This window comes from Aliikangiella maris, assembly GCF_040719265.1.
GTDB lineage: Bacteria > Pseudomonadota > Gammaproteobacteria > Enterobacterales > Kangiellaceae > Aliikangiella > Aliikangiella maris.
Genome location: NZ_JBFDAH010000002.1, coordinates 86383 through 111688 on the forward strand (window position 1 = coordinate 86383; position 25306 = coordinate 111688).

General features: G+C 35.8%; 20 protein-coding genes and 1 pseudogene. 13 read left to right on the forward strand and 8 right to left on the reverse strand.

From position 1 onward, the window contains the following. Positions 1 to 197 precede the first annotated feature (197 nt). The 4 genes and pseudogenes from ABVT42_RS02425 (at position 198) to ABVT42_RS02440 (ending at position 5792) form a co-directional block, all read left to right on the forward strand. Positions 198 to 2033 (forward strand): S8 family peptidase, encoded by a 1836-nt coding sequence (locus tag ABVT42_RS02425; RefSeq protein ID WP_353897935.1) that lies wholly within the window; start codon positions 198 to 200, stop codon positions 2031 to 2033. A 198-nt stretch (positions 2034 to 2231) separates the two neighbouring features. Then, a pseudogene (locus ABVT42_RS02430) lies at positions 2232 to 2993 on the forward strand (SDR family oxidoreductase). 118 nt (positions 2994 to 3111) lie between these two features. After that, complete coding sequence (locus ABVT42_RS02435) at positions 3112 to 3960, forward strand: bifunctional helix-turn-helix domain-containing protein/methylated-DNA--[protein]-cysteine S-methyltransferase (protein WP_367023407.1); 849 nt, start codon at positions 3112 to 3114, stop codon at positions 3958 to 3960. A 668-nt stretch (positions 3961 to 4628) separates the two neighbouring features. Next, positions 4629 to 5792, forward strand: coding sequence for an alpha/beta hydrolase family protein (locus ABVT42_RS02440; RefSeq protein ID WP_353873513.1), 1164 nt, complete (start codon positions 4629 to 4631; stop codon positions 5790 to 5792). 407 nt (positions 5793 to 6199) lie between these two features. Here ABVT42_RS02440 and ABVT42_RS02445 read toward each other — a convergent pair whose 3' ends face one another. The 3 genes from ABVT42_RS02445 to ABVT42_RS02455 are packed head-to-tail and all read right to left on the reverse strand — an operon-like array spanning position 6200 to position 9904. After that, positions 6200 to 8881, reverse strand: a complete 2682-nt coding sequence (locus tag ABVT42_RS02445; protein ID WP_353873515.1) for an ATP-binding protein — start codon at positions 8879 to 8881, stop codon at positions 6200 to 6202. A gap of 48 nt (positions 8882 to 8929) precedes the next feature. Next, a complete protein-coding gene (locus ABVT42_RS02450; RefSeq protein WP_353873516.1) occupies positions 8930 to 9448 on the reverse strand; it encodes a hypothetical protein in 519 nt (172 codons plus the stop codon). Positions 9449 to 9463: 15 nt separating this feature from the next. Beyond that, positions 9464 to 9904 (reverse strand): hypothetical protein, encoded by a 441-nt coding sequence (locus ABVT42_RS02455; protein ID WP_353873517.1) that lies wholly within the window; start codon positions 9902 to 9904, stop codon positions 9464 to 9466. A gap of 499 nt (positions 9905 to 10403) precedes the next feature. Between ABVT42_RS02455 and ABVT42_RS02460 the strand changes: the two genes are divergently transcribed. The 7 genes from ABVT42_RS02460 (at position 10404) to ABVT42_RS02490 (ending at position 14343) form a co-directional block, all read left to right on the forward strand. Next, positions 10404 to 10742, forward strand: a complete 339-nt coding sequence (locus ABVT42_RS02460; RefSeq protein ID WP_353873518.1) for a hypothetical protein — start codon at positions 10404 to 10406, stop codon at positions 10740 to 10742. Positions 10743 to 10768: 26 nt separating this feature from the next. Then, positions 10769 to 11005 (forward strand): hypothetical protein, encoded by a 237-nt coding sequence (locus ABVT42_RS02465; protein ID WP_353873519.1) that lies wholly within the window; start codon positions 10769 to 10771, stop codon positions 11003 to 11005. An 86-nt stretch (positions 11006 to 11091) separates the two neighbouring features. Then, positions 11092 to 11541 (forward strand): phage protein GemA/Gp16 family protein, encoded by a 450-nt coding sequence (locus ABVT42_RS02470; protein ID WP_353873520.1) that lies wholly within the window; start codon positions 11092 to 11094, stop codon positions 11539 to 11541. 14 nt (positions 11542 to 11555) lie between these two features. Next, positions 11556 to 11852, forward strand: coding sequence for a hypothetical protein (locus ABVT42_RS02475; protein ID WP_353873521.1), 297 nt, complete (start codon positions 11556 to 11558; stop codon positions 11850 to 11852). A gap of 268 nt (positions 11853 to 12120) precedes the next feature. After that, positions 12121 to 12636 carry a phosphoribosyltransferase gene (locus ABVT42_RS02480; RefSeq protein ID WP_353873522.1) on the forward strand — a complete coding sequence of 172 codons (516 nt, stop codon included), beginning with the start codon at positions 12121 to 12123 and terminating at the stop codon, positions 12634 to 12636. Then, positions 12629 to 13297 (forward strand): DNA-processing protein DprA, encoded by a 669-nt coding sequence (locus tag ABVT42_RS02485; RefSeq protein WP_353873523.1) that lies wholly within the window; start codon positions 12629 to 12631, stop codon positions 13295 to 13297. The genes ABVT42_RS02480 and ABVT42_RS02485 overlap by 8 nt, the downstream gene beginning before the upstream one ends. 269 nt (positions 13298 to 13566) lie before the next feature. Next, complete coding sequence (locus ABVT42_RS02490; RefSeq protein WP_353873524.1) at positions 13567 to 14343, forward strand: hypothetical protein; 777 nt, start codon at positions 13567 to 13569, stop codon at positions 14341 to 14343. Between the two features lie 204 nt (positions 14344 to 14547). On the opposite strand, the gene ABVT42_RS02495 is transcribed toward ABVT42_RS02490, so the two are convergent. From ABVT42_RS02495 to egtB, 4 genes are all read right to left on the reverse strand, one after another. Continuing rightward, positions 14548 to 15741 carry a serine hydrolase domain-containing protein gene (locus ABVT42_RS02495; RefSeq protein WP_353873525.1) on the reverse strand — a complete coding sequence of 398 codons (1194 nt, stop codon included), beginning with the start codon at positions 15739 to 15741 and terminating at the stop codon, positions 14548 to 14550. Positions 15742 to 16140: 399 nt separating this feature from the next. Beyond that, the gene (locus ABVT42_RS02500; protein WP_353873526.1) at positions 16141 to 17424 is read right to left on the reverse strand and encodes an endonuclease/exonuclease/phosphatase family protein; all 1284 of its coding nucleotides are present in this window, start codon (positions 17422 to 17424) and stop codon (positions 16141 to 16143) included. A 299-nt stretch (positions 17425 to 17723) separates the two neighbouring features. Next, the gene (gene egtD, locus ABVT42_RS02505; RefSeq protein WP_353873527.1) at positions 17724 to 18677 is read right to left on the reverse strand and encodes an L-histidine N(alpha)-methyltransferase; all 954 of its coding nucleotides are present in this window, start codon (positions 18675 to 18677) and stop codon (positions 17724 to 17726) included. Continuing rightward, a complete protein-coding gene (gene egtB / locus ABVT42_RS02510; protein WP_353873528.1) occupies positions 18677 to 19963 on the reverse strand; it encodes an ergothioneine biosynthesis protein EgtB in 1287 nt (428 codons plus the stop codon). The genes egtD and egtB overlap by 1 nt, the downstream gene beginning before the upstream one ends. 1470 nt (positions 19964 to 21433) lie before the next feature. Between egtB and ABVT42_RS02515 the strand changes: the two genes are divergently transcribed. Then, positions 21434 to 23362 (forward strand): tetratricopeptide repeat-containing diguanylate cyclase, encoded by a 1929-nt coding sequence (locus tag ABVT42_RS02515; RefSeq protein ID WP_367023411.1) that lies wholly within the window; start codon positions 21434 to 21436, stop codon positions 23360 to 23362. A 431-nt stretch (positions 23363 to 23793) separates the two neighbouring features. Then, complete coding sequence (locus ABVT42_RS02520) at positions 23794 to 24108, forward strand: hypothetical protein (protein WP_353873530.1); 315 nt, start codon at positions 23794 to 23796, stop codon at positions 24106 to 24108. A gap of 118 nt (positions 24109 to 24226) precedes the next feature. On the opposite strand, the gene pyrC is transcribed toward ABVT42_RS02520, so the two are convergent. Continuing rightward, positions 24227 to 25285: a dihydroorotase gene (gene pyrC / locus ABVT42_RS02525; RefSeq protein ID WP_353873531.1), complete on the reverse strand. Its 1059-nt coding sequence runs from the start codon at positions 25283 to 25285 to the stop codon at positions 24227 to 24229. Between the last annotated feature and the right edge of the window lie 21 nt (positions 25286 to 25306).

Here is a 25306-nt window from a genome sequence, read left to right on the forward strand (position 1 = left end):
GAATATTTATAAAAATTTCGGACATGTTATCGCATTTCTTCATTGTTATTGTCACCTTGACTTGATTTTAACTGTGTGTGACTGAAAATTTGTATCAAATTGATAAAAATAGACACCGAGCGACATACTTTATGTTCGCTTTTTGTTAGCTAAAAAAATGATATAGAACAAACAATAACTTATTTGAGGAAAAATGAATGAGCACAAGTAATTTTAAACAGTGGAGAATTTTGCCTGCTGTTATTGGTGTTGCCGGAATCTTGGGATCTGGTGCACTATTGGCTAAAGCACCTTTGTACAATGCTGAGTCAGCGAATAAAATCCCTAATCGTTATATTGTTGTATTAAATGATAGTGGACTGACTTCTGCGGGTTCTGCTGCACAATATGTCACATCTTTTGCTAACAATGTACAAAAAAATCTTGGCGTAAAAGTACAACGTGAATATAAAGCGGCTTTTAAAGGTATCAGTATAAATGCAACGGAAGCGCAGGTAGAGCAACTTCGAAATAATCCCGATGTTGCTTTTGTTGAAGCTGACGAAATAGTGACTATTTCTGCTAGTCAGTACAATCCGCCTTCATGGGGATTAGATCGGATTGATCAACCCAATTTACCATTGAATGACACTTATAACTATTCTCAAGATGGAACAGGTGTACATGCCTATGTTCTAGACACTGGTATATATGCTTCACATCCTGACTTTTCAAATAGAATTGGTAATGGCGCTGACTATATTGACAATGACTCGACGCCTCAAGACTGCCACGGTCATGGAACTCATGTTGCAGGTACCGTTGCTGGAACCAGTTATGGTGTTGCAAAAAAAGCAACCATTCATGCAGTCAGAGTACTTGATTGTCAAGGCAGTGGTGCATGGTCAGCGATTGCTAGTGGCGTTGATTGGGTTGCACAAAATGCGCAACATCCAGCGGTTGCCAACATGAGTATTGGGGGCGGTTCATCACAAACTTTAGATACAGCGGTAAATAATCTGATTAGTGATGGTGTGGTAACGGTAGTCGCAGCAGGAAATAATGGTCAAAATGCCTGTAACTATTCACCTGCAAGAGTTGGTGCAGCGATTACTGTTGGTGCGACAACTGATGATGATTACCGTGTTGATCATTCGTGGGAATCAAACTATGGTAACTGCGTTGATATCTTTGCCCCAGGTGACAACATTGTTTCTGCATCACACACCGGTAGTGGTTCGCGTACCATGAGTGGTACTTCAATGGCATCACCTCATGTTGCCGGTGCCGCTGCACTATATTTACAATCGAATCAAAATTCTACCCCCTCACAAACCTGGAACGCGTTAAAAGCAGCAGCAACTGCTGACAAAATACCTAATCCTAATGGTTCGCCTAATTTATTGTTATATGTTGGTGGTGATGTACCACCACCCCCACCTTCTGGAGTACTAAAAAATGGTGAGCCGGTGACCAACTTGTCTGCCGCTAAAGGTGAAGTTCGCCAGTTCACGTTTGAAGTGCCTGCGAACTCCAGCAATATTGAAGTTGCAATTTCAGGTGGTTCAGGTGATGCCGACCTTTATGTTCGTAAGGACAGTTGGCCAACTAATAGCGAATATGATTGCCGCCCTTACAAAAATGGTAACAATGAAAGTTGTCCATTGAGTTCCGCGGGTAAATATTATATTAACGTTGTGGCCTACACTGCATTTTCATCAGTAACATTAACTGGTAACTATGATGGTTCGAATAACAACAACGTATTAGAAAACAACCAACCTCGTGATATTAGTGGCGACTTAGGTAGTAAAACCTATTTTGAATTCACTGTGCCTGCGGGTAGCACTGGCCAAATTAAAACTTATGGGGGTACTGGCGACTTAGATTTATACGTTAGCAAAGGAAGCGTACCTACAACCACTAGTTATGAATGCCGTCCTTATAATAATGGTAATACTGAAACCTGCAATTTAAATAGTGCCGGTACTTACCATATTATGCTACACGGATATTCAAGCTACTCTGGTGCTCAAATAGTTGGCGTGTACTAACTCAATATAAAAAATATTTTTTAGAGATGTTTAACTCATAAAATATTTGACAGCCTTCGGGCTGTCTTTTTTATATTGTTTTTTGCCAAAGAAATACAGCGAATCATAAAGTGAAAAGCGCAAGAATCGGGTCGATTACAACGCAGCGTATTGGATAAGATTAAAGTATTGAAATTGGTCAAACGAAAAGGTGTGACAATGAATATACTTGCCAACAAAACTGCAATCATTACGGGAGCAAGCTCTGGAATAGGACGAGCAATGGCCAAACTTTTTGCACAAAATGGTGCTAAAGTGGTAATTGGTGCGCGCAGAGAAAAAGTACTCTACCAATTGGCTCAGGAAATTACTCGCGAAGATGGTTAGGTTAGGCTGTTAGCTGGCGATGTTACTTCAGAGAGTTATGCTAAAGCATTGGTTGATTTAGCGCTATCAGCATTTGGGCATCTGGATATTGCTGTAAATAATGCCGGTACGTTAGGAAAAAGCGAAGCGGTAACTGATTTATCGATTGATGACTGGGAGCACACACTGCGTACTAATTTGACCAGTGGCTTTTTAGGTGCCAAATACCAAATTGCCGCAATGTTGCCACAAGGTGGTACGATTATATTTACTTCATCTTTTGTGGGTTACACGCTGGGAATGCCAAATATGGCGGCTTATGCTGCCAGCAAAGCCGGCGTAACTGGATTAACAAAAGCATTAGCAACCGAGTATGGCGCGCAGGGGATTCGTGTTAATGCATTGCTACCGGGAAGTGTCATCACGCCAATGGCAAAAGAATTTGGCGATAGTCCTGAAGTGATTCAGTTTGTTGAAAATATGCACGCATTGAAGCGTCGCGCAATACCGGTCGAAATTGCACGTGCGGCCGCGTTTTTAGCTTCTGACGCTGCCAGTTTTATCACTGGAACATCGATGCTGGTTGATGGCGGTGTTTCAATTTGTAAAACCTGATTTATTCTTGATTAACTTGCAAAAATTAAAGCGTAAATCGAAAAGCACAAAAAATTACAAAAAGAAAAAACAATTTAAATTGAAAATCGAAATTTTTATTGAACAACGTGTTAATAGTATGAATCAAAAGAAAATAGATTATTATCGGATAGAAAAAGCGATACATTATATTCGACAGCATTTTAGACAACAGCCCTCATTAGATGAAGTGGCTGCTGTCGTAAATGTCAGTGCGTTCCACTTTCAACGTATGTTTACGGAGTGGGCTGGCGTAAGTCCAAAAAAATTTATGCAATATATTAGCGTGGAGTATGCAAAAGATCTGCTTAAAGCTGATAATTCTAAGTTGCTCGATGTTGCTTATCAAACTGGATTATCGGGAACAGGGCGATTACATGATTTATTTGTTAACATTGAAGGCATGACGCCTGGCGAATATAAAAATGGTGGTGCTGACTTAGCAATTAATTATAGCTTTGCTGATAGTCCATTTGGGCAGTTGATTGTTGCTTCTACTGTAAAAGGAATTTGTCATATGTTTTTTGAAGAAGATCAGGATAGGGCCGTCCATGATTTGCGTTCGCGCTTTCCTAAAGCTTGTTTTTCTCAGGTAACAGATAAGCGACAGCAAAAAGCACTATCAATTTTTCAAGAAGATTGGCGTCAACTAAAAAATATTAAACTCCATTTAGCAGGAACACCGTTTCAACTTAAGGTATGGCAAAGCTTACTTAAAATTCCAATGGGGGCATTGGTCACTTATGGCGGTGTCGCCAAAAATATTAGCAATCCAACCGCATTTAGAGCTGTTGGTACTGCAATTGGTTGTAATCCGGTTGCTTTTTTAATTCCTTGTCATCGGGTTGTTCAAGCCAGCGGTAAAATGGGTGGCTATATGTGGGGAGAAAATAAAAAGTCAGCGATTATTGGCTGGGAAGCGGCTAAGTTAAAATACTCAACGAGCTAAAGCATAGCTAATACAATTGATTTTAAAAAAACAAGGTTATAATTGATATTGTTTCGGTAAGTATTTGTTAATTTCAAACCAGCTCGACAGACAAAACACTATCTCTTGTTTTTACGAAAAGGACAATAAGCTGTTTTCTTTTGAGCAATTTTATAATTAGAGTTGATTTATTTTCATAATGTATTGAGATGTATAAAAGGTCTGACATGTGAAAGAAATCACAAAATGTAGCGATACCACATTATCTAACGATTAATGTCGGATATATTTTATCCCGCAAGAGGACTACGACAACCATAAGCTATTAGACAAGGATAACAGGATTTAGTGAATGCTCTAATAGCACTCTTCATAGACAACCAATCTTCCAGGTTAAGCTAACGATTGCTTTAACACAAAGCGGCTTTGTTGTACGCCATGTATTTGATGGTGTGTTTTGCATTGAATAGTAAGTTTGAGCCGGGGAGACACCCTAAGCCGATAGGCTATCTAATCACAGGAAGATTAAAGTTGAATCATTGGTTTTCTTAATCACTTTTTTTGGTTAAGAAAAAAGAACATATTTAACTCAACCGTTTAAGGAAGTTAAGGAGCAAGCATGTCTCAATCACTATTGTTAATCCGCGCTTTATAAAACTCGGCCGATTAAAATTGCCAGTGGTCGAACGGTGACATTTAATCTGTCAGGTTATCACATTGCCTTTAAAGATAGAGTAATCGGAAGTACCAAAGTAGTTTCACATTTTGGTCAATATGATGTGAATGATGTGATCTATAATGAAAATACATCACAGTTTTTGGGGGTTACTGGACATGGAGATTTTATAGAATATAAATACTATCATAAAAAACTTGCACAGGCTTATGCCGATTTGCAGTATTCCTTTCCCCAAAGCGAAATAAATATTACTTCATATACCCGAGATTATAATAAAATGGTTGTTAATGTTTCGAGTATTCATAATCAGGATGAATTTTATTTCTATGATGCCAAGAAGTTTGAAATACAAAAAATAGCAGAAGCATTTCCTAAAGTTTCAGAAATTATAAAATCAATTGCAATTCAAAAAATTGAGTACAAAGCGCAAGATGGTACTTTAATTGACTCTTATTTTACAACTCCAGCAATAGCCAAAGGTAAGGAGAAACCACCGCTAATTGTATTACCGCATGGTGGGCCAAGGTCAAGAGATACAATAGCATTTGATTGGATGAGGCAATTTTATCTGGTAAACGGCTATGCTGTTTTTCAACCAAATTTTAGAGGGTCTACTGGACGCGGTAAAGAATTTCGGGACGCTGGTGATGGTGAATGGGGGCGACTAATGCAACAAGATGTTGATGATGGCGTTGACGAATTGATAAAGCAAGGATTAGTTGATGCCAATAGAATTTGTGTTGTTGGCGCTAGTTATGGTGGATATGTAGCGTTGTATGCAGCAACAACTAATTATAAGCGTTATCGATGTGCAGTCTCTGTTGCAGGTGTTAGTGATCTCGATGATTTGTTTTATCACGCCAAAGAGCAAAAGCAGTTTGTCGAGTATTGGGAAGATAGTTTAGGAAAGCGAACGGAACAAAGCACATTAAAAGCTTATTCTCCTTTGTTTTTGGTTACCGAGAATACTGCGCCAATTTTATTGCTGCATGGCACCGAAGATACAGTGGTTCCCATCTTTCAATCTACAAATATGTATAAGGCACTAAAGAAAGTGCTGCCAGAACAAAGTGAGTTAATTAAACTTGAAGGTGAAGATCATTGGTTTTCTTTGGGGAAATCCCGCAAAGTATTTTTACAAGAGTCATTGGCGTTTATTCAAAAGCATATTTAATAATAGTTGTCATTAAGGCTGTTTGGGGTAGAGCTTTTTCAATTTGGATTAATTGGTTTTTTTTGTTTTACGCCAAATATTGAGACGTAGTTGTTTTATTAAGTGCCTTATTGATTTTTTATTACGCCAATATTATCTCATATTGGTGTATATTTTTTCATAACGCTGTCATTTATTTGACCAGTATAATTAAAAAACATAACTTGCTAGAAAATCTATTTATCTATAAACAAAAAAACAGGATGAGATTTTATGTTTAAATATGCGATAAAAAATACCGCTTAGGCAATAAAATTCAGCTAACTTGCGATGTTCTTTCAATATTTAAGGAGACAACATTGACAGAAGAAACTAAGTTCTATGTTTAAATAAACAAATGTAACTGTTATCTAAAGCTGTGATATAACTTAATTTAAACTGACTTTCTTTTGCTGATTGAATTGTCCTTGTTTTTCTGTTGGTAGATAAGGAACTGTTACAGTAATAAACGTTCCTTTTGCTTTTCCTCTGCGGTTACTTCTTACTTTTAATCTTCCTTTGCGTTCGTAAATAATATTCTTTATCGTGGCAAAGCCTACGCCAAAGTTAAAGATATAATCGAAATACTTAATACCAATGCCGTCGTCTCGAACACATATGGTAATTTCTTTATTTTCACAGTTCACGCTCATTTGAATAAATTTAGCTTTCGCATGTTGAACACTATTTAATACCAGCGCATGAATAATATAGAGTAGAGAATTACGAGTATCCTGCGTGCAACGATCGCACAAAGATAATTGAAATTCAGTTTTAATGTTATTTCCTATTACCGCAACCTCTAGCCATACTAGGCTTTCTTTTAAACTAGAATTTGTAAGGGTTTTGATTGCGGTTATATTATCCAAAAATGCTTCAAATTCGACAATTGCATTTTCAATTACGCGTACAGCGTGATTAACGCCATGTTCACCAACTTGCTGTAACGCATTTTTTGCTTGAACTATTTGTGCATAAGTTGCTACCAGCTTTTGTTTTTCTTTTTGCTGACTGATTTTTTTAAATACTTTATTTCTCTGTCTATTAATTTTAAAAACTATAGCTAGCCCGAAGATTAAAATTATAAAAGACACCAATGTAGTTGTTAAAACGAAATGACTTGAGCGATACCAAGGTCCTATTACATTGAAAGACTTAATACTGCTTTCCTGCCATTGAATGCCATCATAAGAAGCTCTAATTTTTACATCATAAAACCCATTGTTGAGGTAAGAAAGCTGAATTTTACCATTATTCATGTCGATCCAATTGCTATTGTTTAATTGATATTGGTATCGAACAATATGCCCATTAATATAATCAAAACTGTTAGCAGAAATAGTAATAGTTTTAGTATAAAAAATATCAATTTCTGGAAATTGAGTAAAATGTGGTAAGTTGGTTGGTGTAGTGCTTAATGCATCTAGTGTAATCAGCTTATTTTTACTAGAGGCATAAATAAAGTTTTTATGAGCTGTTAAGCTATTAGCTATAAACATTTGTCCAGCAGAGTTCGGTACTAAAGTAAACTTATCTTTATTAAAACGATAAAGACCATCTGATGTAACGACAAATATTTCGTCAAAATGATTAAGGATAGAAGCAATATTTGATGGGCTCTTAATCGGCTCCCATATGTTTCCTGTTTTTTTTAATACACCACCTCCCCATGTCGTCACATAAATATTCCCGCGATGAGCAAATATATCTGTTAAATTATGTTGAGAAATATGAGAGACAGATATTTTGTTTTGAGTTTTTTCAACTAATCCGCCTGCACTCAAAAAATATACGACATCATCAATTTTTGAAACGCTTAAAACTTCTTTATTTGGTAATTCATTATTAACTATTTTAAAATCAACTGCTTCAAAATTTGGATCAAAACCAAACACACCTTTGCTTGTTGATATAATTAGAACAGTAGAAAATTCGGCTCGGATATATTTGACGGATAAAACATAACCATCATAGATTTTTGTTAAAGTGTTATTTTCTAATTTATATGCGCCCTCGGTAGTTGAAATAATTATGGGTTTATTTTTAATATAATGTATATCAGTTATTATCTTATCAAATTTTGGGAGCTGAGAGTTTATTTTAGTTAGCGGTTTTAAAAGACCTTTTTCAGACGAATATATTCCATGTTCAGTTCCCAGCCATAATTGATCTCCAACCATTTCAACTACATTATAGTTTGAAGGCTGGGGTAAGTTTAAAGAAATGGAGTTTGGATCTATAACTTCAAACTGGGTTTTGTCAGTAGACCATAGATTACCTTGTGTATCTTTAAATAAAAGTCGGCTTGTTTGATTAAGCTGATTGATAGAAGTTTTAGTTGTTGCTAAATTAATATTATTTATAATATCGATTTTATTATTGTGTGCGATAGCTATGGTGTTATTTAAGTATGGTGTTATTGCTGTGATTTCATTTTCAAATACTCTTTTTGCTAATTGAGTATTATCGTCTAAAGATAATAGCTTTAACGTATTATCTGTACTGTAGATTAATTGATGTTCTAATAAGGCTAAGTTCGCTTTCGTTGTTTGGAAAGAGTTAAGTAATAAAGAATTATCTTTTCCAATCTGGTAAAGCCCTCTATTTGTAATTGCAAAGTGTTGATAATTAATTGCTGCGATGTCTAGTACATTTGTTAAATGAAAGCTCTGTACTTGAAAGTCAGACAAGCTTATTAGAAAGAGTTTTTGATCAACTTTAGTCATAAGATGAGTTTTAGAAAGAACAAGTTTTGTAGCATTTAAATTACTGATTTTGTTTGCTACGTTATTTGTTAAATCATAAGCCCAAATACCATCTTTAAAATAAGCTACATAGAGTGTATTGTTATCTTCTCGATATACTGATGAATCACTCCATGTTGATGGAAGAGAGGAAACATCAGATAAATTTATATAGTTGTGACCATCAAACTGCACTATGCCTTTGTATGTAGAAAAATAGATATAATGATTATTATCTTCCGTTATCGAAGCAAAATACTTTGGCTTCTTAGCAAAAGCAGTAGAACCCAGTATTAGTAGAAAAAACGATATTAGTGCAGTTTTCATGTATATTACTTTCCCTGTTTTATTGAAAGTATTTAACCTTTTTTTAGTTTATTGACTGGACCCAGGGTGGCCTCTGGTCCCACATCCACCAAACATAGTTGGCATAACATTATTTGTACTAGTATATTTTGTTGATAAAGTGCTTTTTTTTTGTAGATTTTCAATATTGTTTGTTATATTAACTGAACCTTTCCAATCAAAATTGCTACCACCCATAGGAGTGACTATCAAAAACGTTGGTAGACGAGGATCGTCAATATTTACTTTATTTTGCCATGTCTTCATAACCATTTCGCCTGCTTCCTCTCCCCATAAATGGGTGTATGCTGCGGCTAGTAACTGTGCCCCCGCTAAACTGCTAACAATCATTGCTGTATTTTCATAATGCCCACCACAATCAAAACTCATATCAACATCTAAAAAATTATAATCCGGTAATAGTAGTGTTGCTTTTAGTGAAAAAATTCTCGCTCTATTTTCTTTTAACGGTTCCAAAGCCGTTGTGCTAAAGCTAAAAAAAATAACAAATAAAGAAAAAAAATAAACAATTTTAAATTTAGATAGCATTGCAAATACTCCACGTTATTTCCACATCACAACAGCAGCCTCGGCAATGGTTGTTACAATACTTTCACTAAAGTTGTTTTCAAATGCTGCTTTAGTTAAAGTTTGATGCAATCTTTTGTAAGCCTCAAAGTGTTGCTCAGGTGGTAATGAGTGATTAGTAAACACTCTATCCAAAATGCGAATAACAATATCATTAACTTGACTTACAACTATAGCAACTTGGACAGAACTTTCAGAGGGATCTTTACCTAAAAATATTTCATCAAGTGAAAGGTCTTGCGCGATGCAAGTTCTCACAATAGGTATTATAGGTAACGATTTTGTGCTACGCGCTGTAGCAACTCCGGAATCAGTCATTCCCATCGCTCGGGATAAAGCCCTGTCACTTTTTATATCAAGCTTATCCTTCATCCTTTTAAGGACAACTTCAAATTCAGCAGATATTTCATTATTCATTGTTATCAAGTTTAGCTAATTTTTTATTTTAATTAGTTTTTTAATTGTCTTGACACAATACTAATCGTTAAACTAATATTGGCTCATTATCGATGAGTATTTTGACCATAATTTAGTAAATGATTAAAATAATGACTGCAAGGCAACTAAATCCGGAATCACAGTTTACATGAAAAACTATATTATGAAATCAATCCAAAATAACTATTGGCAACAAAAAATCAGTCTTGTCAGGCAATTTTGTTTATCTATTTTTTGTAATATTGCTCCTTTGTATCAATTATTTGCATTAAAAAATATCTATTGGATTAAATCTTAAGTAGAAAAGAACAAAAATTGAGCGTCATTTTAAAATGTAATTTGTTCGATTGAAAGGGAATAAATTCAATTTTTTTTACCAGTTAAATAGCGAATAGAGATAATGATAAATACACCAGAAACTGTAAGTCATTCATTTAATAGTCAAACACCGCCAAATTGTGACATAAGAACTTTATTATTGAATTCAATTAATTCTGCAATTGATAAAGCAGGATTAACACGCGAAGATGTTGTTAAAAGGATGAATAAAACTCTTGGAGATAAGCCATTAATTACAATAAATCGATTTAATAAATGGCTTGCACCCAGTTCTGAGCGAGATTTCCCAATGATGTTTTTACCAGCACTTTGTTGGGCGGTTAGTAGTGTTAGCATTATTGATGTGCTATTAAGTCCAATCCAATTCAAGGCCGCCGATCCCCAAGGGCAAAATTTACAACTTGCAGCGCAGCACCTGAAATTAGCTAAGGAGCTGCGAGAAAAAGCTGAAGCATTAATGGCACTTAAATATTTATAAATCAATTTTGACTAAAAGGAGTTTGTATGTCACTGATTAAAAAATCTATTCATTTAAATTCGATTGGTGATCCCCCTAGAGTGAAGTGCGGCTTATGTGAAGTTGAGCATAAACCAGTTGTTTTAAACCTGACATCAGTTGAGTGGTTGCAAGCTGCGCATCAAATGGGCTGGCGCCAGGTTGAAACTCGTAACATTCTTTTTGAAATGTTATGCCGTGACTGTATTTTAGATTTAGAAAAAATAACGAGTATTGAAAACTAAAGATTAATATTAAAGTTAGTCTGTTGTAGTTATTTATTGGGCAGGGATTAGCCCTCTTTTTATCTATCTAATTTTGGAGGAGCTATATGTTTTTGGAAAGATACTATTATATAAAGCACATAGAAGTAGGCAAAAAGAGCTTAGAACTTGATATGTTCTCATATGTTCGCTTACTACACTCGCTTACGGGGAAAGTGAACATTAATGAGCTGAATAACCTAGAATTAACACAAGTATTTCTGAAGTTTCTTTGGCTAGGCTACAACCCACAACTGAAAGCAGTAAAGAATCAACTAACTTCGCGTACAGAAATTCAACTAAAGAAGCTTCGTCAGCTATGGTGCTTAATGTCGTTAGAGGGATACTGTAAAGATACTTCTGATAAAGGGTTATTTGATTGGGCAAAGCACCGAATAAATAACTTTGATCGCAATTTAAAAATTGATCATCTTGAATGGTTTCCTGATTGGATTATTAAAGGCTTATTGGAAGAGTTAGAAAGTCAATATAGATGTTATACAAAAACAGTTAACTAAGAAGCGTCTTTATAATGATATATAAAAAGAAAATGGAAGTACTACTTAATAAAGGAGCTAACCCTTTAGAGTTTTTGCTTTTTGCCAAAGATCTTGACCAGCATATCTATGATTTAGAGTTATGGATAAAATGTTTAAAATTGAAAGTTACAGAAGAAGACTTGCTTAGAGCTATAGATATTGGTTTGCCAAGTGAAACCAAGACGGCTTTAGATATTACGGATGATGAATATTGTATGTTGAAAAAAATCGCTTCAAAACGACGCATGTGTAATGAAGGTAAAATAGAAAGTAAGTTTAAATACAACTAGATCAGAAATTTACTGATCTAGTTGTAACATCAAGGAAGTGCGCCCTTGACTGTTTATAGTTTATGCTGGTTGAGTAATAAAAGTAAAGTTACTTTAGCTTGTTATTTGCTTTTCATCTTGATTTTTCACATAGATTATATATACGAATTAATTAAGCCATTTTTCGGCCATAAAGATTCAATTAATGGTGAGATTTTCACAGCTTTAAATTACTTGAACGATAAAATAATTACCTTATTCACAATATAAACTATGAAAAGGAGCTTCAATGCCCACTGATATCTTTGTTCTTTCAAATTACCACTCTTATAAAGGTGGTCAAAATCCAAATTTTGATAAAAGCTCTTCGATGTTACTAGACTTTAAACAAGGCAAATATTTAGCGATAGAATTCTGGAAAGCTCTAGTTGTAGATAAGATCAGAGCTATCACAGGCGAACCATTTTATATAGCAACAGTTCCTTCTAGCACAGCAGGAAAGTCTCATCCTGGATTTCAAGCATTAATTCCGAAACTTGCTCAAAGGCTTCCTATAATTAACAAAGACTATAATCTTATCAAGCGTAAATCAACTATTGATAAATTAGCAACAGGAGGAAACCGAAGTCTATCAACTCATATGTCGTCATTGAAAGTTCCACATATTTCTGTCGAAAAGGCTCCGGTAATTCTTCTGGATGATGTAACAACTTCTGGAAATAGTTTAAAAGCAGCAATAACATTATTATCTCATGCACGCTATAATGTAATCGCGGCAGTTATTTTAGGAAAAACAGTTGATTAACAAAATACATAAAATAGACATACACAGCAGCTTTTATCCCAAACATTTGGCAAAAATTATGAGTCCTCCTCAAGTTTTATGGAGTGCTGGAAATCTAGAGCTATTAGTTAATCCGGGCATCAGTATTGTAGGTACAAGAAATGCAAGCAAAGCGGGGTTAGTTATTGCAAAAAGATTAGCGGCATTTGTTAATAGCAAAGGTAAGGCGACGGTTTCTGGACTCGCACTAGGTATTGATACTGCTGTTCATATGGGTAGCGTTGAAATTGATAGCCCAACAATAGCCGTATTGGCTAGTGGTGTTGATATTATTACTCCAAGACAAAATATATCACTTAGCAGAAAAATATTAGAAACAGGAGGACTTATCGTAAGCGAGCAGCCTCCTGGTACTTTGGCAACTAAAGGTAACTATGTTCCTAGAAACAGAATTCAGGTAGGACTATCTTCCAGTTCTATAATTGTTGAGTCGTCAGTAAGAAGTGGAACGATGACTCATGCAAGGTTCTGCTTTGAAGAACGACACCCCCTTTTTGTGGTAATGCCCGAAGAGGGAAATCCTCTTCAATTAAACTTTTCTGGTCCTGAACTACTTGTTAATGAATTAGGTGCAATACCTTTATATTCGAAAAATGATTACAAGCTACTTATGAGTGACTAACACCTTTCGCCTACCTTAAAAATGTCAAACTTAGTTTATTAAATAAGTTATTACGCCAATATTATCTCATATTGGCGTATATCTTTTCATAACGCTGTCATTTATTTGCCCAGTATAATTAAAAAGCATAACTTGCTAGAAAATCTATTTATTAGTCGCGATAAAAATTAATTATTTTTACACTTTAGACATTCTTTCTGCTAATTTTAATTTCGCTTACACAAGCAAAATATATTTATCTATAAACAAAAAAAACAGGATGAAATTTTATGTTTAAATATGCGATAAAAAATACCGCTTTAGCCGCTGCTTTTTTGGCAGTATCTGCTGGCGGTTTACAAGCAGCAACTAACGAATTTTTAAATGGAAGTTTTGAAACAGGAGATTATACCGGTTGGCAATTAGATGAGTATAGCCCTAATGTTTCTGATTTTGGAACATGGGGGATCGTTCAAAATAATCAACAAGTTAATTATGGCGAACAACTATTTGATTACTTTGATCAGGTTTTTCTGCCTGCATTTTCGCCTTCACTACCTAAAACATTTAGTACGCCAGATGGTAATTATATGGCGGTTCAATTTCAGCTATCTGGACAAACTCATCGTCTCTATCAAGATGTTACATTGTCGCAGCGCGCTAAAAAACTGAGTTTTGATATGGAATACGCGAGCTTTTCCGATTTTGGTGATGACCAGAAAGTTGCTGTTCATATTCGTGATTTAAATGATAATATTTTAGAAACTCTATTTGTAACGGTTGAAGGTGCATCGCCTTATGCAACGCCGATGATTAATTATGCATTTGATATTACTGCCTATCGAGGACAAACAATTAGAGTTGATATTGAACTGGTTTGTTATCGCTTCTTCTTTGATTTAGCTTTAGATAATTTTAAAATTGAAAAATCTGCTGTACCGCCTGGTTGGGATAAAGGCTTGAAAAATGGTTGGGTAGGTGATATTCCGCCAGGACTAGAAACTTTACCTGAGGGTTTCTCTTTTGGTAAAAAAGAAGGCTGGGGTGATGAGTATAATCCTCAGTAATTAAATAGCCCTTTATTAAGCAATTTGAAGTTGGCCTCTGGCATTATTTAGAGGCTTTTTAATTTTGTTCAGGGAGAAATGGGCCGACAATAATTTTTTGCCTTAGTCCTTTGATAATAACGAGTATTTTAGAATTAGAGTTCGTTTGCAAAAAACTATTGATTTTTGCTTTTACAGTAAGCTTGTCATGGCTCGCATATCGACTTAAGGCGCAAAGGTTGGCAAAATATACTGTTGCAGTATGTTACGAATGCTACGATGTTCCACTTGACCCTCTTGATAGGCACTGCCTGTTAGTGCAACGACTAAATCTAATTGAGGAATGACAAAAATATATTGTCCTCCGAATCCATCAGCATAATAGCTCGAAAAAGTTTGGCCATTTACTGTAAATTTTGTCATCCACCAATGATAGCCGTAACCGACACTTCGATCTTCGCGCAAATCAACACGTTGCTGCGTTGATTGATTTATCCATTGTGCTGATATTATACGTTGGCCGTTCCAGATCCCTCCGCTAAGGTAGAGTTGACCGAGTTTCAACATATCTCGTGCTTTTAAATATAATGCGCTCCCTGTATTTAATTGACCATCTAAACGCCAAAAAGTGAAGTCAGTAATTTGCAATGGTGCTAACAAGTTTTGTTGCAAAAACTGCTCAACGCTTGAACCGCTGGCAATTTGCAGAAGCCTGCCAATCACATAAGAAACTCCGGTAGAATAGGCAAATTGTTCTCCGGGTTGTGTAGCCATTGGGCGATCTAAAACAAATTTTACCGGATCGCTGCTATTGTTCATGTGAGTGAGTATATTATCTTCTTGCAGATATAAAATATTCCATTCGTCCCAGTCGTAACCTGCGCGCATATTCAACCAGTTTTCTAATGTGATATTTTGTTTTTCCGTTGTCCAGTTATCAATAGGTTGTTTATGTGAAAAGTAATCATGTACTTTAACATCGACAGACGGAATGATATTTTGGTCGATAGCGATACCAACCAATGCTGAGGTGAAACTTTTGGTAACCGAATTTAATACGTGTAGTTCTATGTTTTTATTATTTGCCCAACCGTCAGCAAAATCCAGCTGATTACGAATACGGTGATCCAGAATTAAGTGTCCTTGATGAGCAATTGAAATGGAGTCAATATATAAAAAGCCATCATCTTTTTGTTGGATATGATTAATTAATTGATTGATCTTAGTTGGATCAAGGTTTAATTGACTGTAGTTGCTGATTGACCAACCATCATTGAGTTGTATTGGTGGTTGATACTCATATTGGGCAACCGGTGTATCTTTGTCGGATGAGTTACAACCAAGATTCGTTATTAGCAGGAGCGTTACAAATGTGGAATAGACTTTTGAAATACTTTTGGAGCTGAAGTTTTTTTTCATTTTAGTGAGTCAAATTAATTTGTCTGTATCGGTAGCTTGTCTGACAGGTGCTGTATATGAAAAGCGTTATGCGCTTCTAGGCAGAATATTTGCCCTGATATAAATGGCAAGATAAACCTTTGCTCAAAAAATGACAAGTAAAAAGCTGACTTTCGATAAACTTTGGTTGAAATTTAATAAGCAGGGCAAATTGTGACTGGTTTTTTGCACATTCTGCATTATTCACAGGCATTGGGCTATATAGCGTTTAACTAACATCAGCTTATTTAAAAGAAATGATTAAAAATATATGACTAAAAAATGTATCGCTGAATTATGAAAATGACGTTGTGTGCCACTCAACAAGTTAAAAATGACTTGAGTAGTGGCACCTGAATGAAATTGATAAGTTGTTATCGATTAATGAAATCGATTCACTTTAAGCTTGATATCAGACCAAACCAAATGATGATCTGATGAAATCACAGGATAACCGTCTCCAACCAGTCGTCGAGTTTCGGCGGTTGAGTCCGGCCAAAATACCCCACCACACAGTGATTGTATACGTCGTTTAGAAGGTAATACATAATCTACTCTCAAATTACCGGGAGCCGCAGGGTTAAAATCGCCAGTATCGAGTGCCGGGTGGCCCGTGTGTTCTAAATTAGCGGCGCCTTCTAATTGACTATCTTCAATTGCACCAAGGCTACCAGGGGTAAAGTGATTTTGAATAGACGAATGTTCCAGCAGTTGAGCGATCGCATTGTTGGTGCTATCGCCATCAAATGGATCGGCATTGTAATCGCCTAGAATAACAAACGCAGCGTTACCACGCAGGCCACCTCGTCGGCCATTATCGTCATAGATGTATTGGGATTGTTTAATACCGCTTATGTAATCAGCCCAGAAACGAATTTCGTCATGATTACGACGGCCATTTCTATCTTCAGGCCCGTCAAATACTGGTGGCGTTGGATGGGCCGCAAGAATATGTACGCGACGGCCTTTTACCCAAACTGGAATATCCCAGTGGCTTTTGCTGGATAAGCGAAATTCAGCCAGTTCGTCAGCCGAGTAATAATCCATTGGTTCATCACTCGAAGTATCATCGGGCAACAATGCGCCAGGCATATCTTTCCAAAGAAATTTTTGAAAGGTTCTCGCTCGGAAATGATCGATAGGGTATTTTGATAAAATAGCCATACCATATTGTCCTGGAAATGAGCCAAAACCAAATGCATCACCAGGTCCATCAGTGTTACCATCGTTATCCAGATCGAATCCTGATGGGATTCCGGTATTCGATTGGGCGGCAAAAACATAAGGATAATTGACGGGTTTTTGACCATTTTGGCTGACAGATAAGTAATTACTTTTAAACAAGTCAATCGCTGTATGATTAGCGTCATAATCGATTTCGTTGAGTAAAATGATATCTGGATTAACTCGCTGGATAATCTCTGCAACGGCACTGATTTGAGGATGGTCCGTAGTTTGTAAGTCGCTAATAAGTTGACCCGATTGATAGCGGTTAAGTGAAATATTAAAAGTTGCAACACGAATACTATTGATAGGCTTTAGCAATTCGCCGTCTAAATCTAGCGGGGTACACATGTTGGTTGAAACGGCACTGACAGTGGTTGTGGTGAGCACAGCCGCAGCGGCTAACCAAGCACGCAACAGGTTTGTTGTTTTTTTAAACATTATTTTTTCATTTATAGTTGAGGAATTAATGATTGAGATTATGCGGTGGTTTTATGAATATAATTTGAACAGAGAATTAAAATTTAATGACGAAATGTTGAATCTATGTTGAACTGCTAGCTAGTTAACAGAAAAATACTCATAGCCCAAAATTATGCATTGAGCCCAACGAGAATAAATTAATATGCTCGTTGAGTTTTATCTGTATCGCGAAAGGAAGGGAAAGCTTAAACAAAATAAAGCGGTGTTCAATGGGTTATCCAATACCAATAAACACTTAAAAAATTTTTAGCTTGAATTTATTTAACCGTTAAATAATAAATACTGAAAAGTCCCTCTTGATCTATCCAGTGTTTTTTACACGTTAAACCTGCTTTTTCTGCCAGGCGTGTAAAACGTTCAACCGAATATTTATAAGAGTTTTCAGTATGAATTTTTTCACCTTTGGTAAAACTAAATTGTTGTTGATTAATTTTAACCGATTGGGCTTTTTGGCTGACTAAGTGCATTTCGATACGTGATTGTGACGCATTAAAATAAGCGGTATGTGAAAATGCATCAAGATCAAAGTTGCCGCCTAATTCGTTATTAATTCGAGTAAGTAGGTTTTTATTAAATGCCGCTGTGACACCTTCGCTATCATTATAAGCCGCTTCCAGTCTTTCAACCGGTTTCACTAAATCAACACCAATTAATATAGCACCTTCATGTCCAACTAATTTGATTTGGTTACGCAAAAAGTTTTCGGCTTGTGGTGGTGTAAAATTGCCAATTGTTGAGCCTGGAAAAAATACAATGCGGTTAGACTGTTCAGCACCACCTTGCCAGTGAATCGCATCGGTAAAGTCACCTTGAATTGGTAATATTTTTACCTTGGGAAATTTATTTTTAATTTTCTGAGTACTGTAAAAAAGAAAGTCAGCAGAAATATCAATTGGTACGTAGGTTGAAGGTGATTTTAGCGCGTTTAATAAGTTTTGAATTTTAATGCCTGCACCTGCACCAGGTTCAATTATTACCGCTTCAGGACCGATTAAAGAGGATAGTTCAAATTTTATTTCGTCGAGTAATTGCAGTTCTGTGCGTGTAATATAGTATTCTTTCACATCACAAATTTTTTCAAATAATTGCGAACCATATTCATCATAAAAATATTTGCATGGTAATTTTTTCGGGGTTGTTGATAACCCTTCTATTACATCGTCGATAAACCCTGTTGGGGTTTCTGCCAAGTCTTTGACTTTTACATCCATTAGATTGTCTCCGCAAGTCGAATCCCGCTATATTGCCAGCAGGCGTCAGGATAAAAGAAATTTCGATAAGAACAACGTATATGTCCGGCGGGCGTGACAATCGAGCCTCCGCGCAAGACATACTGATTAACCATAAACTTTCCATTATATTCACCAATTGCGCCTGGCGGTGGTGTAAAACCTGGATATGCCGCGTAGCTACTGCTAGTCCATTGCCACAGTTGATTAAACAACTGCTGTAATTGATCGCCATGGTTTCGGGCGGCAACTTCCCACTCTTGCTCTGTTGGTAATCGTTTGTCGCACCAATTAGCAAAGGCGTTTGCTTCAAAGTAGCTGATGTGTTTGACAGGCTGATGTAGATTCAGTGGTACTAATCCGCTGAGTGTATATTCAAACCATTGGTTCTCTTTTTTCACCCAATAAAGCGGATGATTGATATTATTCGCATTAATTTTTTGCCAGGCTTCTGATAACCAGTGATCAGGTGTTTGATAACCATTATCTTCGATAAACGCCAAATATTCTGCATTTGAGACTAACTCGGTCGCAATACGAAATGCATTCACATAAAACTGATGCCGCGGCCCTTCATTGTCAAAATAAAAAGTTTCATTATTATGTCCAATACTAAAAAGTCCTGCATCTATCTCCAGCATTTGCTTATTTTTCGAGGGTGTCAGCGTTTCAATATAGTCGACCGAAGGATAAGTTGGATTAATTGACAATAAATGCTTTAAGTCGGTTAACATTAATTCTTGATGTTGTTGTTCGTGATTAATAAAAAGCAACACTAACTGTTCGAGTTGTTGATGAGTCAAGTTGATGACATGGGCATTCGGTGAAGTCAGTAGTGCAAGCATTTGCTCATCAATATATTTTCGATATTGAAAGATCGTAGATAAGTCTGGCCGAGTTAATAGCCCTCGTTGTGGGCGCGGAAACTGTTGACCAACAGCGTTATAATAAGAGTTAAACAAGTATTCATAATCTTTGTCGAATACTTGATAATTATTTTTATGAGGCTTGAGGATAAAAGTTTCAAATGCCCAGCTTGTGTGGGCTAAGTGCCATTTTAGTGGCGACGCATCAGGCATAGACTGTGCCTGAAGATCTTCTGCTGATAAATTCTGACAAATGGTGAGAGAGCTTTGGCGAGTCGACAAAAAAACATCTGTCAGCTCGCTAATATTTGACAGTGACGATATTAATTGCACTGTATCGGGTAATGATGGGGTAGACTCATTAGATTGAGTCTCATCAGCTATCGATTGTGTATTTTTCATTTTGTAATTAATTAAAGCTCAAGTTTACCGTCAAAAACTTTTGGTATATGCATTAGCATATGAGTAGATATTGTCTTTGCTTTTTGGTAAATACTAAATTATTTGGTAAATACCGTCTTTCGGTCATCATTAAATATTTAATACCAGTTTTAATATCAATTAAGCCGCAACGAGATAAAATAACAATGACATAATACTTTGATTCATAACTTCAATTCATAGTACTTCGATTCATAGTACTTCGATTCATAGTGCTTCGATTGTTATTAAGACTTAAGTTGATTATATTACTTAACACCTTAATAGGTAATATCTGTCATATACGGATTATTTTTAATTTAAGATTATTAGCAAAGTTTTTTTATACATATTGCTGCTGAAATTTTATGCAATACATTTATCTTAGTTTTGTTTATATCTTTTATTTAGGTATAAACTATTTAGATAAAAACTATTCTGGTATATAAATTATTCGGTTCTTAAACGATTTAATTAAAAACCTCGGACCTTTATTATCTGCTTCTTTTGAATTAAATATTTAAATTGACTTAATTGAAAGCTATCAATGGTGTTGATAATTAATTTTGAGCTTTTATTTGAGAACTCTTTTTTGTTGATACAATGCTGTACAAGATTACATGCTTTAAATCAAAATATCATCTTTAATTTCTGTTTATTTGAGATAAATTAATCAATTAATTCATTAAATCGCGGCGATTTTAGCGCTATTTCAACATTTTTTTGCTCAGTATTTACATTATGACAATTTAATAACAATAAACAACCAGTTATCATGCAACGTTTAATTTAGAATATTGATTAAAGTATTGTGAAATTAAACGCTGAATTTCTTTCATCATTTTGTTAACACCAACGATTTAATTCGTTTTATAAAACTTATCACCTACATTTTTGAGTTCGTTCAACTGGTTCGATAATGATTGATATTTCTTAGATGACAAAATATTTGTCAATCTAGTTGAAATTTATTGATGAAGTAAAAATATTATGCCATTTAATTATGGTAAATAAGTGATATTGCTAGTTTTAAAATAGACAAGAACGACAAAGCGACTTGCTCGGCAAATATTTTAATAGCAAATTCGTGCATTAATAATATTTCGTAAGTATTCAGCACAAATACTTAATAAAATATATTAGTGTAAGGAAAAAAGATTTTTTATCGAAATAAAATTACGTCGTTTCTTTTTGTCTCCCTCGCTTCTTTTCTTGTGTTTCTCGCCAAATCGACAATTAATTGACAGGTGGTTAAATAACCGTCAATAAATCAAAGATTGTATTTTAATTGTTCATATCATAACCTTAGCGCCTCAATCTCTTATGGAGATTGGTAGAGTTTAATTAAGAATTGATAGAGATAAAAAAAGCTATTTTTTTCAAAAAGTTAAGAGAGGATAGGCGAAATTGGTTGAATTATTGAATTTTAAATGTTGCATCAGGTAAAGCGTGTTGTTTAAGTATTACTTTATTCTATTGGTGAATTTGCTGGCGATATTTCAATTATCGGCAAATAGCCAGATTTACGATAAATTATATGGCGAGCTATTTGCGTTAGATGAGCTTGTTGTCGCCAAACCTGTTGAAGCACTTGAAAGATTGGACTTAATGGACAAAAAATTAGTCCAGTCTGATCCTCGACTGCACCTCTTCTGGCTGCTGCGCCAAGCTGAGGCCAGCAATTATTCATATCATTTTGAACAATTCGAAAGTAGTGTTTCTCAGGCAAAAGACTTGATTAATTTGTCTACGCCGAGTGAAATCGCCAATCGTATTAATTTTTTACAAGGTGTTATTTATCAGCGTAAAGGAGACTATCAGGCCGCTATCAAAATATTAACTGAAGTAGTGAATGCATTAGCTCATCATAAAAAACAGCGTTTATATGTACGCGCATTGATTGAACTTGCTTATACCCGCAGTTTGGCAGAGCAATTTGAAACCTCCCTGTTGGAGTTGCAACATGCGTTTGAGTTAGCGACTCAGATGGGGTCAGAATTGTTGCTGGGTATCACCTATGAGACGTATGGCGCATTATATGGCTACATGGATAAACGTGAAGATAGTATTATGGCTTATCAAAAAGCACATAAAATTTATTTGGCACTTAATTACCCCTATTATATAGGGGAAAGTGCTTTTGGTATTGCCACTACTTATCGTTATTGGGGAAAACCAGAAAAAGCGCTTGATTGGTATAAACGCTATATTGGTGCGGTTAATGGATTAAACAAAACCTATACTGAATTTTTTTATTTTTATGGCGTGGCCATGATCTTGGCTGAAGAAAATAACTGTGAAGCTGCATTACCAATGATTGAGTCGGCTTTAAATGTTGCTGAGTTTAAAGATTATCGAGCAGAACTTTTCAAGCAAAAAGCGCTGTGCAGCGCAAAGCGACAAAAGTTTGCTGACGCAAGTGAAGCGCTTAATCAAGCCAAGAAAATCTATCTGCAAATGCCGGCGCTAATTGGTACCAGTTGGGAGATTGAAGTTCAAAAGATTGAAGCGCAAGTTATGGCTTTAAGTGGGGATTATCAAAAAGCTTATGCATTATTAGAAAATTACTATCGACAATTGCTTGCGGTTAAACAAAATAATGTTTCTAATCGGCTGGAAAACCTACGCTTAAAAATAATGAATGAGCGAGAGCAACTTGAACTGATTAAATTAGAAAAACAATCGGCAATTCAACAGCTCAAACTAAATGAACAGCTACAGGAAATTAAGTTGCAAGAAACCTGGTTAATGATTTCTGTCGTTTTATTTATCATTATTGTTGGCATAGCCTGGTGGCAATATCAGGTTTCAAGAAAATTAAAGGCTTTAGCCATAACTGATGAGTTAACCGGACTGTCTAATCGCCGATTAATTTTTACAACCATTGATAGAATGTTAAAAAGTGGTGCTAAACGTAAAAGCAAAGCACGACTAGGGTTTAATAGCCATCAACCAGTTCATCATACCTTAATGTTAATTGATGTGGATGATTTGAAACCAATCAACGATGAATATGGTCATCAAGATGGTGACAAGGTTATTAAGATGGTGGCTGATGCTGGACGTCAGGTATTGCGTGATGGTGATGTCTTTGCACGTATTGGTGGTGATGAATATATGCTTTTTCTCACGCGCACAAATGAACAGCTTGAATTAGATATTGCTAAACGGATTATTGAGCAGGTTGGCTCAACAAAAATCACCACTGAGTCGGGAAATTGCATTTCTGTTTCTGTTAGCATTGGTGTGGTTTCAATTACCGATTTAGATGTTGATCCGGAAACCCTTTATGGACGAGTTGATAGTGCACTTTATCAGGCAAAATCTGCTGGTAGGAACTGTGTTAAACGATGGCAAAAAATAAAAACTTCATCTATCTAAAAAAAATTGTTAGTGATTAATATTGAAAAATATAAATAATAAAAATTTAAAGGGTTGTAAAAATTAATAAAGATAATCTAACAATAAGCTCAAAAATTAAATTAATTAAATGTAATTGAGATTTTTTTTATTTGATAAAGTGATAATCGCAATATGATGTCAAGTGTAAGAACAGTGATCCATGTCAATTTTTTTGAGCGTTAAAAAGATATAATCCTGCGCCGTTATTCATCGCCAAGTTCAAACTGTTTGTGTTATCGATTTAGGTTGAGTGTTTTTTAATTCTAATGGCTTGCTGGTTTGTTGGCTTGATGTTTCAATTTAGAGTGCGAATTTAGGCGTAAATGTTATATCCCAAGGTAAATCTTTAGATTAAAATTTAGAAAAAATGTTAAATAAAAAACTAAATTATAAATGTTGTTGAGTTTGAAATGTCGACTGATAATTCTATCTTGCTGAAAGAGCTGGCTGTGCAGGCTTTTTTACTTTACATTATTTTTACTGGGGTCGTTGCTCTGTTAGCACACGATCAGTTAATTATAAGTGCTAATAGCCAGGCATTAACGATATTTGAAGCACAATCTCAAGGTATAGCGTCATTAACATGGGAGCTTGATCACAACCCCTCAAAACCGCTTCAAGCGAATAAGGTGTTTGTGCTAAAAAAAAAGCAAGCGCACTTAGCATCTGAACAGGCTTATGCACTACTCGAACTCAAATCACAGCTTGCTCACAAACCTTACTAATTCTTTACTTTTACGTTCAAATCATTGTTACTTTATCCCAACTGAATTTTTATAAGTAAATACCAGTATTAAATAATTCAGTCTGGGATTGTTGAAGCAAACCAGCTTAAATAAAGAGTTATTTCGATTGTAATTTCCAACTCAGTGTTTTTCCGGCATAAAAGGGCACAATAGGGTTACCATTTGGTAAAATAATTTCTTCGGGGACTTGCCAGGACTCTTTCACTAAAGTGATGGTTTGTGTGTTACGAGGTAACTGATAAAAGTCTGCGCCATAAAAACTGGCAAAGGCTTCAAGTTTTTCAATCACACCTAGTTCTTCAAACACCTGTGCATAAAGTTCGATAGCACTCCAGGCACTATAACAGCCGGCGCAACCACATGCATTTTCTTTTCGATACTTTTCATGAGGTGCAGAGTCAGTACCTAAAAAGAATTTGCTATTACCTGAGGCAACTACTTCACGCAAAGCTTGTTGATGAGTGTTGCGCTTTAATACGGGTAAGCAGTAGTTATGCGGTCTAACACCACCAACCAGTAAGTCGTTTCGGTTAAGCAATAAGTGCTGAGGAGTAATGGTTGCAGCAACATGATTATCTTGCGCTTTGACAAACTCAACCGCATCTTCAGTGGTGATATGTTCGAGCACGATACGCAGTTGACTAAAATGACTAACAATTTTGTTGAGAATGGTATCGATAAATACTTTTTCACGATCAAAAATATCAATATGTGAGTCTGTCACCTCGCCATGAATCAGTAAGGGCATATCGGCATTTGTCATTGCTTCAAATACTGGAAACAAACGGTCAATTTGACTGACTGCGGCATCTGAATTCGTTGTCGCACCGGCAGGATATAACTTGGCCGCCGTTACTCCGGCAGCCTTGGCTGCTAGGATATCTTGTGGTGTCGTCTGATTAGTCAGATAAATTGTCATCAATGGAGTAAAACTATGTGCAAGATTTGCTGGAATCGCTTCATTTATACGTGCTTTATAAGCTGCCGCCATTTCGGCATTGACAACTGGTGGAACCAGATTCGGCATGACAATTGCCCGAGCAAAACATCTCGCGGTAGCCGCAACGGTTTCTGTCAGCATCTCACCGTCTCTTAGGTGTAAGTGCCAATCATCGGGTAGAGTGAGTGTAAGTTGGTTTGTCGTTGTTTGCTGCATGATTCTCTCTAATCAGTTAAT